Below are 12,743 nucleotides of genomic sequence, written 5' to 3' on the forward strand. Positions count from 1 at the left end.
TATCTATTTTTCGGAGGAGTTTCACGAATAGCAGTATATTAGTCAACTGTATTGCTTTATATCTAAGAAAGAGCGCTTAAGCGCAACTACGTACCTTTATTGCAGTATCTATTTTTCGGAGGAGTTGTTTTTAAATTCGATAGCTGCATCATTATTTTTTTTGTTATTCAAACGCCTTGGTGCTTTTAATTTTGCTTTCATGCGATAGTGTAATTGCTTGTGTAATGTTTGATATTTGACTGATATTTGATAGTTATCTTCTACCCAAGCCGCAATTTCTTTGTAAGTTGTGAATTCACAGGATTCCTCACTTAACTTTTCGGCAATTCCTGCTATTACTGCTGAGGGAATTATTCTGGGTCTACCTGTTGCTTGCCGTATTTTTAACAGTTCTTGCAGACCGCCAGCACTATATTGTTTTAACCATCTATGCACAGTAATTCTATGTACACCTAAACGTTCAGCTACATCTGTAAGGCTTTGGCTATATCCAGCCTTTAACCAATAAAGTGCCTGGATTTTTGAGCGATTAGTCAAGGTTCGTTGCTGCGACAGAAGTTGTTTTAATGCGTCGGCTGTTACATCAATTCTTTCTTGGTAGTTTACTTTCATAGAACATTCCTCAAAGCCTAAGCGTCATTGTAGCATATTTTTGGGTAAATTCTCTAAGCTTTAGCAGTTTTGATTAGCGCACAAATGACCCGATTCCTTTACGAAATCGGGTCATGCGTGTTATGTTTTTTAGCGGTTATGGTTAGCGGCAAGTGCGATATTTGACGTGATAAACTAAACCGCGATGAGCTAAGTCGAAGGAGTCAACGGTGGCTGTGCCGGCACCGCGGGCTGTCATCGAAGCATTTACTCGCATATTTACACTGTCGCCACAGCGAGACCAAACATCTGCTACAGTGGCTAAGCTATCTCGAACGTTGTAGTTGGTTTCGCCGTTGAAAGTGCGAGAAAAAACGGGGCCTTTGGTTCCAGCAAAAAAGTATTCTGCTCTGAGGTTTCCGGTGGTTTTAGGAGCAACGTAACCGCGATAATCGGCATCGTAAATCGAAATTTGGAAGCCTTGGGGTACTTTGATGGGAATGCTCAAATTGCAGCTTTTTCGGGTCTCTGCTGAGACGTTTCCTTGGGCTACAAACTTATCAAATAGGATGCTGAGTTCTTGACCGTCGGGGCTGACGCTGACGCTCGCGGATCTGTCTGGGCAACCGCTACCGCCGTAGCTTGCACCTAATATTTGAACTGATGGGTTAGCAGCCAAGGCTGGACTGATAGCAGCAGTGGTTAATACTGTGGCTAGCAATAGTTTTACAAATTTCATGGATGTTCTCCTTAATGTTTTTTGTTAGGACAAACCTGAATTATTCAAGGAAGATTGAGGCGATGCCCTTCCAATTAGGAGATGGCAAGCCTTTACTGAAAAGGCAGTCAGACTCTGACTGGGAGCTAGATCGCTGTACCTGGCTCGGAGCTTGGTCAAGTAGCATTAGTTGATGGACTAATACTTGTTTTGTCCTGATACTTTCTAAGATTCATGGCATTTATAGATTGTTCCGGAGAATTCGATGATAAAATATCGATTTTTTTTACAGGCGTTTGCGGGAACAAAGCTCTGTTTTTTTTTGTCTGCTGGTGCGCGGAAAAATGTTTTTTCAGTAGCAAATTTTTCCCGGTGGCTATTTGTTGAGAAAAAATGCTTGAATTCTGGAATCATAGGCTTCGTAGATGTAGTAAAATGATCTGTCTGGTAGCGGGTAACGGTAAAAAAGAGGAGAGATGTATTCTCAGGCAGATCTAGGTAGGGAGAGATGATAGTAAGGTAGATTAACTCTTCACAAAAAAATGAGTTAGTGTTATCGACCATCTTTTGATACAGCACAAGTTAACTCTCGTGCTGCAAGCTCAAGCGCACACGGGAAAATTTCGTTAACTGCTGAAAGAAATTGGGATGCTGCTAGCCTGTGAGGTGACGCGAGATTTGCTGCTGAAATACGAAGAAATGGAAATGCCGATCGCTAAAGTGAGATGTTTTGATTGTCGATCGCATTCTGGTTGCTGCTAACTCAGCAGTGGCGGCAGTCGATCGCCCTAAAGAAGTGAATCCGAAGTCTATTAAGTTTTTGTCCTTGCTGGCTGCGTCAGAGTGCGATCGATACTCCAACACTCGGACTTAAGGGTAGAGGTCGCTCTCAAACTGTCAACTGTCAACTGTCAACTGTCAACTGTCAACTGTTTAAGGCCCTCTGTAAATTTAATCAAATACATTTTTGCTGTATATGCGAATACATTCATTTAACAAAACTTTGTTAACATGAATCTTGGTTTGATATTGCCATAATTTATAAATAGTTACATCTTTATGTCATGAAAAACCTATATATAGCAAGGATTACAGGACTCTTAAGATTTTATTCATAGATTGCATTATCAAGATGTATTTACTGCATCTTATCGTTAAATTCTATGTATTTAGTATAACTAATGGCAGCAATTAGTACATAAAATAGAGGTATGATGCTCACTGCTTACGATCGACTAATAACTTTTTTTGAACGAGGAAAAAAACAATGGAGACTACAGCGCAGAAGCAAGCCCCACATCAGACTGCTGAGGAAGTGAAAATTAACGATATCAACAGCTTGGAGTTTGAGCTTTGGGCTAAAGCGGTCAAACGACAGATGATTGCAGCACTCTCTAAAAAGGCCGCGATCTAACATCTCTGGGTTTTTGTGTGCAAGTGGTGTAAATTAACTTAACAAAATTGTTGTCTGCATTGTTGTCCGATCTCTATAGGGGGAGATCGAGAGAAGAGAAGGAGAGGAGAGGAGAGGAGAGGAGAGGAGAGGAGAGGAGAGGAGAGGAAAACTTTTTCCTGGTTTTGGACGCACGGGTGGCGGGAAACCGTTTTTTTGCGGAAATACTTCTGTTGCGACGGGCAGAAATGGTAAAAAAACTGGTTTCTTTGTACCAAGACTGCGTCCGTGACTTTTCCCTCTGCCGAAGGTTTTTTGCCGGATTACGATCGCTTGTCAACCGCCGCTAGCAATCGCAGATTTCCGTCTTGAATCTGCACCGCTTTTACGGTTCCCACAGCGACTCTTTGTTGACCGTTAGCCATCGCTACTTCTATCTTAATCTTGGGGTCAGCCTGCAAGCCCAGGCGCCCCCACAACCATTTGATTTGAGTAGTAGGAAAAGAGCGGACTTGTACATCTGCAAAGGGCGGATTAACCCAGCGGGTTCCGTCGTAAAAACTGGCTACTTGTACCTGATACCAAACTTGTTCTGGGGTCAATTTTAACTCGTTTTTGGCTTCTGGTTCCAGCCACTCAGCGGGATTGATACTACTAATTAAAGTAGCAGAACCCATAATTTGACTTTTGTGGTCTTCTAAACTTTCAGCTTGAGAAATTGCTTCCTCAAGTTTATTGACCAAATTGCGAATTCTAGTTCGAGTTTCGCTGTCAGTATCTGGTTGCTGGTCGAGCCAATTCATCGCCTCGCGAGTTCCGTCTTGAGAGGCTACAATCAGGGTACCCCAAGCTTTGACATCGGCGTCAGCCGCATTGACTCTCAAGGCGGCGTCTACGCGGTTCATGATCCGCCCGCCTTCATTTTTGAGGGTGGTGGCAATTTCGTGGGTGTTGCTGGGATCGGCTTCAAATACTTGCAAAGCTTGACTCCAGCGGCCGTCTATCAATTCTGCGAGAACTTGTTGGCTGGGACTGGCCCAAGATGCGATCGCCTGAGCGCGGGTAATTTTAGCGTGAAATTCGATCGTCTCTAGTTGAGCTTGGGCGACTGCGGGCCAATTCTGACCGGCTTTGGCTTTCGCCGAACGCATGACATTTAATCCGGGAGACCAAAGTCCGCTTTTTGCCAGTCGCAGCCCATTTTTATAAGTCTGGTCATTGAAGGCAAATTCTTCTAAGGAAATCGCGGTTAATTGAACTGGGTTCGGGATAAATTTGCGCGAACCAATTTGATAAATGGTAAATTGCGGTTCTAAACCAATTGTTTGGTCGATCGCCAACTGGGGGTTTTGCCCCTTCACAATTTGCTGCCAATTCGGCGCTTGTCCGGCTACACTCGCCCAATCCAACAGCGAGATTAAATGATTTTGGCTGGGGTTGTAGCGCACGACTTGTCCGTAGGGAATTTTCTTGTCGCCCCGCACGAGTTTACCGCTGACATTAAACCAAATGCCCAATTCGGGGGGCTTGCCGTCAAAGCGGCGCAGTTCTGTCAGCGGTAGCGACTGATTTGAGGCTTGATTGTTGGATCCAGATTCATCCAAAGAAGCAATGACAAAAGATTCCGCCGGGCCTTCTATATTCACAGAACTTGCTAGCTGAAAATACTGTACGGTATCGGAATCGCGATCGGGAAGTTGCACCCGCTTGTACACCCGAAGTTCGACAATTTGACGGCAAGGATTTTTGCAAACTGTAGAAGCATTAACAGTCCTTTCCACCATCACCGGCAACAGCAAATCGGAAATAGAATTATCTGTGGATTTCTCAACAGGAAGTGGCAGGGGTTCGCCGGTGATGAATCCCAATTTGCGGATGCTGGCTTTGATTTGATCGAGAGTTTGGATGGTATCTCTGCTACCTGTAGGCAGGCGCGACCATCCGGGTACAAACTGAGAGATCAATCTGTTGCCGTTGGGATCGACAATTAGCTGGTAACTCAGCCAAGCGCCACCTCCCATCAAAGCTGCACAGCCGCACAAGACGCTGAGGGCTGTCAAATTAGCTACCAGTCTTTTCCAGGGATATCTGGCGGGAGTTGGGGAACCAGGTATGGGAAGTTGGGACTCTTCAAGTTTTTTGGCGCGTCGGTTTTGGCGGCGGCGTCTTGTCGGAGGAGGAGCAACTTTGCTATTTTCTGGGGGTTTGGCTCGATTTTTTGAGGAGTTTATTTTGTGTTCCATCGTCGAAATTTTAGAATTTAGATTTTAGAATTTAGAGTTTAAAATTGGAATAGTCGATCGTACTGCCGACCTATGATATCCCAGGTATATTGGCTTTCAACGAGCGATCGCGCGTTCAGAGAGAGTTCCTGTCTTAGCTGATAATTTTCAAACAAACTGGTAATCGCCTCAACATACTCCTGAACTTCATTTGCCCGCAAGGCCCTTGTCGGTTCTAGCCCGCCACCAACGGTTAAACCCTCCAAACCTCGATCGCTAGCAACTACAGGCGTTCCAGCAGCCATCGCCTCCAAAGTTTTATTTTTAATTCCAAAACCAATCCGCATGGGCACCACACAAACAGCAGCCTGATGCAAATATTCTGCCACCCTTTGCACCCTGCCTACTACTTGAATTCCCGGAAGTTTCCCCAAGGCAAGGACTTCGGGGACTGGCGAGGTGCCGACTAAGGTGAGGGTAGCATCGGCATACCGCTGCTGCAACTTTGGGAGTACCTGCAAACTGAGAAACCTGGCCGCGTCTATATTGGGCAAATTGTTCATGGCACCTGCAAAGATTAAGGTGTGTCCTCCTGGATCGATCGACCGATAGGGAAATTCTGCCAAATCCACGCCGTTAGGAATCACATCAATGGGAGGGACAAAAAAATCTGCTTTCCCTCCGAGGCTAGGAGAGGACAGCAATTCTAGCAGTTGTTGCTTGTCTGTGGATGTGGTGGCGACAATACGGGAGAATTTGGTACAGTAACGTTTTTCGTAGCGGGCGAGTAGCGGTAAATTTAGTCGATCGCGCAGGGGTTTTTGGGAAGTCCCGGTGGCTAACATTTCCCTGCAAGTTCCCCAAACGGAACTGTGAATGTTTGCAACTGTTAGCAGTTTTTGCCGCCATTCTGGACGCACATAAATCTCGTTAACGCTGTGTTCGCAGGTAACAGCATCACATTTGCCTGCTGCGACTAAATTGTCTGCCCAATTTTGCATTGCTTGAGAATAGCTGGAGATTACGTTCGGAGGCGTCCCGGATAGTAAAAATTGACCAAAACGCCGGATTTTTCCATCAATACCAGTTGAAACTGTCCTATAAGTCTCGAAAACTGCCAATTCTTTAACTTGTTGCCGCAATGCGTCGATTTGTGAGTCAGTTACATCTGGCGATCGCAAAGTACCAAGAATTACATCATGCCGGCGGCTCAAGTATTGCAACAAATTGAATGTTCTTACCTGAGTTCCGCCGCGGCTTGGCGGATAGGGAAAAGTTGAGGAAAGCATCAAAATTCGCATGGGATGTTGAATAAATAAAGTTGCCGCTGTCACGATAAAATTGATTGATAAAACCTGTTTAACAATCCTCCGACCTATGGACGAATTATCTATTAAGGCGCTGCTCGAAGACTTGAAAAAGTCTGATGAAAGCGTGCGCGATCGGGCTACTACAGAACTCTGGCGCACTTGGTTTAACCAGAAGGGTGACTACGGGATGCAAGTTCTCAGGCGATCGCAAGTTTCCCTAGATGCAGGAGATGTTCGGCACGCTTTGGATTTGCTGACAAAACTGATTGCGGAAGCGCCGGATTTTGCTGAAGCTTGGAACCGGCGCGCCGTACTTCACTATACCCAAGGAAATTATAAAAGGTCGATCCAAGACTGCGAAACAGTCCTCCAACTAAATCCGGTGCATTTTGGGGCGTTGCACGGTCTGGGTTTGTGCTACGCTGCCCTGGGAGAATACAGAAGTGCTATTCGAGCTTTTCGTCGCGCTTTGGAAATTCAACCTTTTGCATTGGTGAATCAAAAGTTAATTCTGGAATGTACGGCTCGTTTAAACTAAAGTTGACAGTTGACAGTTGACAGTTGACAGTTGACAGAAGGAAGAGTTTAATTTTTAGAAATCTAAAATCTAAAATCTAAAATCTACAATGGTTTCAGTGTGTGCCGAAAATTAGTGTTTGCATTCCTACTTACAATCGAGTGCATTTGCTAGCTAGTGCGATCGCCAGCGTGCTAGATCAAACTTATACAGATTTTGAGTTAATTGTCTGCGATGACGGTTCGACGGACTGTACGGCGCTGTTGATGTCGGAATTTGTCGATAGCCCGATTCGCTACATTCGGCACCCGCACAATATCGGCAAAAGCAATAATATGCGATCGGGCTTTGCGGCGGCTAGGGGCGAATATTTTATCAAGTTTGACGATGACGATCGCCTGAGCGCGCAATTTCTAGAGCGGACATCTGCTATTTTAGATAAAGACCGCAGCATTGATTTTGTCAGTACCGACCACTGGGTCATTGATGTCAACAACAACATTGACGAAAACCAGACACAACTGAATTCACAGCGGTGGGGCCGCACCGAGTTGTCGGCGGGAATAATTGAAGATTTACTCCCTACAGTTTTTCTGAGACAAAGTTTGCAAATAGGCGCAACTTTGTTTCGGCGCCGCGCCCTGGAAACAGTCGGATTTCTGCGGCCCAATTGGCAAAATTGCGAAGATAACGATTTGTTTGTGAGACTTGCAATTGCAGGTAAAAAGTGCTATTACTTGCCCGAGCTGTTGATGGAGTATCGATTTCATTCAGGACAGCAAGGATGCGATCGGGCAATTCCCTATTTGAGCGATAAATTGCGCTATTTGACCAGCTACGAATTTGATGCAGAAAAGTTGGAAACAGTCAGGCTCAAGAGGATTGCAGAAACTCAATTAGCGCTTGGTTTGCGACTGATTGAGGTGGGTGAAACGGCAAAAGGGCGGCGGATGGTGCGAGCTGGAAAGTCGGTTTCTGAGGCTAAAATGTGGGCGGGTTTGGGATTGTCGCTGCTGCCGGTGGAGTTGCGGGGGAGGGCTTTTGCGTTGGTGCGAGAGGTGTTGAAACGCGAGTTGTGAAAGATGATTTCGAGACAATACCGGGCGGTTGAGACGGCGGTTGAAACCGCGTCTATACAGACAAAACCTGACGGGAGCAGGTTGAAGAGTGTACGGTTAAAATCACATTTATGGAGACAAAATCTACCTAAACGGCGGTTTTAATTCTTGATTTTATTGAGTCCGCATTTTCTTGAGTCCGCGGAGGCGGACATTGTTTGTGTAGACGCGGTTTCAACCGCCGAGTCTTCTTGAGGAGTATAAATTATCCCAATGATATAGCGGGTAGCCAGGGAATGTCTGTAACGCCTGGATCGTAGCCAAGTTGTGTTAACAGTGTGGTAAGTTGCCCTCGATGGTGAGTTTGATGGTTGAACATATGTGTCACCAAAACCCAAGTCGGTAGCACGCGACATTTACCGTCTACATTGCTTGTGTATTCAAACGGTTGACTCAGCCAGTCAGAACTAAGGTGGCTAGACCATTGTATAATTTGGCGATCGGTTGTCTCCCGTTCAGCTCTCAAAACATCAAAATCAGCATACAGTTCTTGACCCATAACTGTTACCGAAAATGGCTCAAGAGTGAAACGACCCATCCATGCTTTGTCACCATACAGTAAGTGATTCAAGGTGCCATGAATCGACTTGAAAAAGGCACCCATATCCTGTTTGCGCTGTTCATCAGGAATTGTAGAACACACCGAATATAGATTTTCGTTCATCCAACAATTGTACTCAGCCATTAGCTGATAGTAGCTACCGTCGTACATATTTAAAACTTAACAACCTAGTTTTAACAACTGACATTATAGGAATGCGTCTTTCACAATACTCCTGACTCTAATTGGTCTAAATAGATAAATTCAGGAGCTTTAACTCCCGCTTCCTCTCTAATTTTAACCAGTGCAGGCGATTCAAAGAACGCCCTGGCATCTGCTGTTGATGTCCACGCCGAGAAATGAACAATTTTGTTGGGTTCACTGTCATACTTTAAGACTTGATAGGAACGCTCACCAGCTTCTTTTCGGATATTTGCAGCATTGTCAAATACCTTTTTCCAAGCTGCATAATTTTCGACTTCATGAATAATTAATACATATTGTTGCATAGCAGTCAGATTTTCTGATGATTTCAAAACTTCAAGGGTTCGGCTTACTCCTCTTCTTCCTCAGCACTTTCCTCTTTAAATCCCAACCACAAAAGTATTACCTCTTCTACTTCAAGCATTTTCTCAGATGTCAGACTTCCCAATTTGCGTAGAAGCTTTGCATGAGGGATTGTAATCATATTTTGTACGTCAAATACTCCTTCTCGGAGGAACTTATTTTTGACTTTTACCTCAAATCTTGAACCGCGTAGACTTGTTGTATGTGGCACTAGAGTCGCTAAAGCCCGGTCTTGATTTAAAGCAGGAATACTCACGACCAAACATGGTCTGACTTTCGCAATATAACCTAGATCGACTAACCATATTTCACCACGATCTGGACTATTCATATACGGATTCTTCCTCATCTAACTCTAGGAAAATTCCCTCAGCATTCAGAACTAAATCGTCATCAGACAGGGGCGGAAAGTCTAAATCGACAGTCCGTTTCAAAATTTCCAATACCAAATCTAACCGTTCTGAGTCTGTTAATCGATCAAAGGTATTCAAAAGTTCTTCTACTAAAATAGTCATAGCTTTTTCCCTAGACTTGCTTATAGCATAGCACAGGTTTTAAGTAGACCAACCTAAAAAAACATAACAGCCAGCTACCCGCAGCACTTTAAGACTGCGGGGTTCTAACATCGATCGCGCTTTCCATTAAAGTAGTACACAGTGCCCAATCTAAGTTTTTCCTAAATATCGTGTCTATATTTGCTGAAATCCCGACTGTATGGTTGCAAATTTCCCTCGTGGGAGCCTGGTTGGGCGTAATTTTGCTGGTGGCTGAAGGGTTGAATCGCTTTACTGCTGTCGGTGCGGAGGTATCGCGCAAGGTGGTTCACATCGGTACTGGAAACGTGATTTTGCTGGCTTGGTGGCTGCAAATACCCGACTGGGTGGGGATTTTGGCGGGTTTTTTGGCTGGTGCGATCGCCCTAATTTCCTACCAAGTTCCGATTTTGCCAAGTCTTAACACTATCCACCGCAAGAGTTTCGGGACTTTTTTCTATGCTGTGAGTATCAGCGTTCTCGTCGCTTGGTTTTGGCCGCTACAACATCAAGAATACGCTGCTTTGGGCATTTTAGTGATGACTTGGGGGGACGGATTGGCTGCTGTCATTGGGCAGAAATACGGCAAACATATTTATCGAGTTTGGGGAATGCAGAAGAGTTGGGAAGGTTCTGCAACTATGTATTTGGTGAGTTTTGCGGTTAGCAGTTTGATTTTGCTGGCGGTTCAAGGCAATATTTGGCAAACTTGGGCGGTGTCGGCTGTTGTAGCTTTGGTTGCTGCTACTTTGGAGTCGGTTTCTAAGTTGGGCATTGACAATTTGACTGTGCCAATTGGCAGCGGGGCGATCGCCTTTTTGCTCAATCAATTATGGCTAATTGGTTCGTAGTGAGGACTTCAGTCCTCATAAAACTCAAAACATCAACGTCATCACTATAGCAATCCTACAAATTAGGTACGTAGTTGCGCTTGAGCGCTCTTTATAAGATTAGGAAAAAGCGCTAAGATCGTAACTACTGACCTTAGCAATCCTACAAATTAGGTACGTAGTTGCGCTTGAGCGCTCTTTATAATATTAGGAAAGAGCGCTCAAGCGCAACTACGTACCTTAAAACCCCAGCTCAACAAAGTTTAGCTGGGGAAAATTAAAGATATTTCAAAGTAGTTGAAAAACTTACCGTTATTGGGTGAGGCGAATGTCTTTGCCTGCCTCACTAGAAATACTCCGATCGCCTTCTCACCTATTATCCCATTTAGAGCCTTTGGGTGGTGTACCTTCAAAAGGCTGAACGCCAGTAGCCGGATAATCGTCATCGCTCCGTCTAAAAATCCTCGATGCAGCTTCCGAAACGTAACGCATTGCATCTGCCAAAGATTTAGAAAGATTCATAACTTTTGCCTCTCTTGTCTTGGTTCTGATACTTCTTAGATTACTGTTCCTTTCGGTCTTTGGATTGCTTTAGCAATATTTGTTTGAATTACTTATTAGTCTGCAACATCGAAGCAAACTGAAGGTTTTAGCAATTCAGTGTTTTGGTCGATCGCCCCAGTCTCCTCATATATTTTTCTTTGCTCAACCCTCAAAAACCCGGTTTTTTAACTCGAATCGAGGGCTGCAACCCAATATTGTCCTCAAAAACCCGGAACGCTTCAGTTTTGGCGATCGATTTACTGAGATTGCTAAAGGCGAAATTTTTAGTGATTCTACCATAATTATTTTGTACGCACCTACACAAAAACCCCTAATACAGGGAATAAATCGCAAAATATTCCGACTCAATCTGAAATCTTAATCAAACCTTTACAAAAAGATATGGTATTTGTCACTATAATTAGAGAAACAAAGTTTGTCCGGGGTTTTTTTGATGAAAACTGCGACAGAAAGCCTGCACGTCACAGGTTTTGAGGAAATCTTAGAAGATCGGGAATTGACGGTTTCTCCAGCAGATTACAGCCTGTTGACCGATCTCTACCAGCTAACGATGGCGGCTTGTTACGTCGGGGAAGGCCTCGACGATCGCCCTGCGAGTTTTGAATTGTTCGCGCGGAGGCTGCCAGATGGTTTTGGTTATGCGATCGCCATGGGTTTGGCTCAAGTTATAGACTATCTAGAGAAATTGCGGTTTTCCCAGGCGCAAATTCAGGCTTTGCAGTCCACCGGAATTTTTGCCGGGGCCCCGGAGCGATTTTGGGATCTACTCGCTTCTGCCCGCTTTACTGGGGATGTGTGGGCGGTACCCGAGGGGACGGCGGTATTTGCCAATGAGCCTATCTTGCGGATCGAGGCTCCTCTGTGGCAGGCTCAGTTAGTCGAAACTTATTTGTTGAATGCAATCAATTATCAAACTTTAATTGCGACGCGGGCTGCGCGGCTGCGCGATGTGGCGGGCCCGGAGGCTAAGTTGCTGGAATTCGGCACGCGCAGGGCTTTTGGGCCTCAAGCTGCTGTCTGGGCTGCTAGGGCCGCTTTGGCTGCTGGGATCGATGGTACTTCTAATGTTTTGGCTGCTTTGAAGTTGGGCCGCAAACCTGTGGGTACTATGGCTCATGCTTTGGTAATGGCTGTGTCGGCTCTCGAAGGCAGCGAAGATGAGGCATTTTCAGCTTTTCACCGCTATTTTCCGGGGGCGCCACTATTGATCGATACTTACGATACTGTGGCGGCGGCGCGGACTTTAGCATCGCGAGTCAACAGCGGTGAAATGCCCTTGGAAGGCGTGCGGCTGGATTCGGGGGATTTGGTAAAATTGTCGCGGGAAGTGCGATCGATCCTTCCGGGGGTGCCAATTATTGCTAGCGGTGATTTGGACGAATACGAAATTGCTAGATTAAAAAGTGCCGGTGCTTGCATTGACGGTTACGGTTTGGGAACAAAGTTGGTCAGCGGTTCGCCTGTCAACGGTGTTTATAAGTTAGTTGAAATAGACGGAATGCCCGTGATGAAAGAGGCCAGCGGTAAGGTAACATATCCAGGAAGAAAGCAAATTTTTAGAACCATGAAAGATGGAGAAATTATCGGAGATTGTTTGGGACTGGCAGCGGACAATATTCACAATTCGGAGCATCATCTACCATTAATGCAATTGGTTGTCAAGGAGGGCAAACGATTACAGGAACCGGAAACTTTGGAGGATATTGCCAAACGAACTGCTGCTTCTGTCGCCAGTCTCCCGGCAGAAACTCGCCAATTAAATAACCCGATTTCGCCGCAGGTGGAAATTTCTACCGATTTGCAGACTCTCACTGAAAAAACGAAAAAGAGTCATTAGTC

The 12,743-nt window shown here is 45.1% G+C and carries 15 protein-coding genes; 5 read left to right on the forward strand and 10 right to left on the reverse strand.

Features of this window, described 5'->3' with window-relative positions:
• Positions 1-108: 108 nt before the first annotated feature.
• From QZ938_RS17130 to QZ938_RS17140, 3 genes are all read right to left on the reverse strand, one after another.
• Complete coding sequence (locus tag QZ938_RS17130) at positions 109-612, reverse strand: helix-turn-helix domain-containing protein (RefSeq protein ID WP_293156171.1); 504 nt, start codon at positions 610-612, stop codon at positions 109-111.
• 142 nt (positions 613-754) lie between these two features.
• Positions 755-1,330: a DUF4360 domain-containing protein gene (locus QZ938_RS17135; RefSeq protein ID WP_293156173.1), complete on the reverse strand. Its 576-nt coding sequence runs from the start codon at positions 1,328-1,330 to the stop codon at positions 755-757.
• A gap of 633 nt (positions 1,331-1,963) precedes the next feature.
• On the reverse strand, positions 1,964-2,173 hold the full coding sequence (locus QZ938_RS17140; RefSeq protein WP_293156175.1) for a hypothetical protein: 210 nt from the start codon (positions 2,171-2,173) through the stop codon (positions 1,964-1,966).
• A gap of 403 nt (positions 2,174-2,576) precedes the next feature.
• Between QZ938_RS17140 and QZ938_RS17145 the strand changes: the two genes are divergently transcribed.
• Entirely contained in the window at positions 2,577-2,723 is a 147-nt protein-coding gene (locus tag QZ938_RS17145; protein ID WP_293156176.1) for a hypothetical protein, read from the forward strand.
• A 302-nt stretch (positions 2,724-3,025) separates the two neighbouring features.
• Here the strand turns inward: QZ938_RS17145 and QZ938_RS17150 are convergent, their stop codons facing one another.
• Together QZ938_RS17150 and QZ938_RS17155 are read right to left on the reverse strand one after the other, a co-directional pair.
• Positions 3,026-4,945, reverse strand: a complete 1,920-nt coding sequence (locus QZ938_RS17150; protein WP_293352485.1) for a hypothetical protein — start codon at positions 4,943-4,945, stop codon at positions 3,026-3,028.
• Positions 4,946-4,983: 38 nt separating this feature from the next.
• The gene (locus QZ938_RS17155; protein ID WP_293352505.1) at positions 4,984-6,225 is read right to left on the reverse strand and encodes a glycosyltransferase family 4 protein; all 1,242 of its coding nucleotides are present in this window, start codon (positions 6,223-6,225) and stop codon (positions 4,984-4,986) included.
• Between the two features lie 76 nt (positions 6,226-6,301).
• Between QZ938_RS17155 and QZ938_RS17160 the strand changes: the two genes are divergently transcribed.
• Positions 6,302-6,772, forward strand: coding sequence for a tetratricopeptide repeat protein (locus QZ938_RS17160; RefSeq protein ID WP_293329721.1), 471 nt, complete (start codon positions 6,302-6,304; stop codon positions 6,770-6,772).
• A gap of 101 nt (positions 6,773-6,873) precedes the next feature.
• Entirely contained in the window at positions 6,874-7,830 is a 957-nt protein-coding gene (locus QZ938_RS17165) for a glycosyltransferase (RefSeq protein WP_293352483.1), read from the forward strand.
• Between the two features lie 244 nt (positions 7,831-8,074).
• Here QZ938_RS17165 and QZ938_RS17170 read toward each other — a convergent pair whose 3' ends face one another.
• The 4 genes from QZ938_RS17170 to QZ938_RS17185 are packed head-to-tail and all read right to left on the reverse strand — an operon-like array spanning position 8,075 to position 9,492.
• Positions 8,075-8,581, reverse strand: coding sequence for a DinB family protein (locus tag QZ938_RS17170; RefSeq protein WP_293156188.1), 507 nt, complete (start codon positions 8,579-8,581; stop codon positions 8,075-8,077).
• 53 nt (positions 8,582-8,634) lie between these two features.
• Entirely contained in the window at positions 8,635-8,946 is a 312-nt protein-coding gene (locus QZ938_RS17175; protein WP_293156191.1) for an antibiotic biosynthesis monooxygenase, read from the reverse strand.
• 17 nt (positions 8,947-8,963) lie between these two features.
• Positions 8,964-9,308: a type II toxin-antitoxin system PemK/MazF family toxin gene (locus QZ938_RS17180; protein WP_293156194.1), complete on the reverse strand. Its 345-nt coding sequence runs from the start codon at positions 9,306-9,308 to the stop codon at positions 8,964-8,966.
• A complete protein-coding gene (locus tag QZ938_RS17185) occupies positions 9,301-9,492 on the reverse strand; it encodes a hypothetical protein (RefSeq protein ID WP_293352481.1) in 192 nt (63 codons plus the stop codon). Before QZ938_RS17185 ends, QZ938_RS17180 begins: the two co-directional genes overlap by 8 nt.
• A gap of 170 nt (positions 9,493-9,662) precedes the next feature.
• On the opposite strand from QZ938_RS17185, the gene QZ938_RS17190 reads away from it, so the two are divergent.
• Positions 9,663-10,361, forward strand: a complete 699-nt coding sequence (locus QZ938_RS17190) for a diacylglycerol/polyprenol kinase family protein (RefSeq protein WP_293352479.1) — start codon at positions 9,663-9,665, stop codon at positions 10,359-10,361.
• Between the two features lie 348 nt (positions 10,362-10,709).
• Here the strand turns inward: QZ938_RS17190 and QZ938_RS17195 are convergent, their stop codons facing one another.
• Entirely contained in the window at positions 10,710-10,862 is a 153-nt protein-coding gene (locus QZ938_RS17195) for an isochorismate synthase (RefSeq protein WP_293156204.1), read from the reverse strand.
• Between the two features lie 475 nt (positions 10,863-11,337).
• Here QZ938_RS17195 and QZ938_RS17200 point away from each other — a divergent pair, with 475 nt between their 5' ends.
• The gene (locus QZ938_RS17200; protein WP_293352477.1) at positions 11,338-12,741 is read left to right on the forward strand and encodes a nicotinate phosphoribosyltransferase; all 1,404 of its coding nucleotides are present in this window, start codon (positions 11,338-11,340) and stop codon (positions 12,739-12,741) included.
• Positions 12,742-12,743 lie beyond the last annotated feature (2 nt).

The sequence above is a fragment of the Microcoleus sp. CAWBG27 genome, assembly GCF_020883145.1.
In the GTDB taxonomy this organism is placed as follows: domain Bacteria; phylum Cyanobacteriota; class Cyanobacteriia; order Cyanobacteriales; family Microcoleaceae; genus Microcoleus.

Excerpts from the sequence above, each read along its gene's own strand:
- QZ938_RS17130 (WP_293156171.1), bottom strand. The coding sequence starts at position 612 with ATGAAAGTAAACTACCAAGAAAGAATTGATGTAACAGCCGACGCATTA.
- QZ938_RS17135 (WP_293156173.1), bottom strand. The coding sequence starts at position 1,330 with ATGAAATTTGTAAAACTATTGCTAGCCACAGTATTAACCACTGCTGCT.
- QZ938_RS17145 (WP_293156176.1), top strand. The coding sequence starts at position 2,577 with ATGGAGACTACAGCGCAGAAGCAAGCCCCACATCAGACTGCTGAGGAA.
- QZ938_RS17150 (WP_293352485.1), bottom strand. The coding sequence starts at position 4,945 with ATGGAACACAAAATAAACTCCTCAAAAAATCGAGCCAAACCCCCAGAA.
- QZ938_RS17155 (WP_293352505.1), bottom strand. The coding sequence starts at position 6,225 with ATGCGAATTTTGATGCTTTCCTCAACTTTTCCCTATCCGCCAAGCCGC.
- QZ938_RS17160 (WP_293329721.1), top strand. The coding sequence starts at position 6,302 with ATGGACGAATTATCTATTAAGGCGCTGCTCGAAGACTTGAAAAAGTCT.
- QZ938_RS17170 (WP_293156188.1), bottom strand. The coding sequence starts at position 8,581 with ATGTACGACGGTAGCTACTATCAGCTAATGGCTGAGTACAATTGTTGG.
- QZ938_RS17180 (WP_293156194.1), bottom strand. The coding sequence starts at position 9,308 with ATGAATAGTCCAGATCGTGGTGAAATATGGTTAGTCGATCTAGGTTAT.
- QZ938_RS17185 (WP_293352481.1), bottom strand. The coding sequence starts at position 9,492 with ATGACTATTTTAGTAGAAGAACTTTTGAATACCTTTGATCGATTAACA.
- QZ938_RS17195 (WP_293156204.1), bottom strand. The coding sequence starts at position 10,862 with ATGAATCTTTCTAAATCTTTGGCAGATGCAATGCGTTACGTTTCGGAA.
- QZ938_RS17200 (WP_293352477.1), top strand. The coding sequence starts at position 11,338 with ATGAAAACTGCGACAGAAAGCCTGCACGTCACAGGTTTTGAGGAAATC.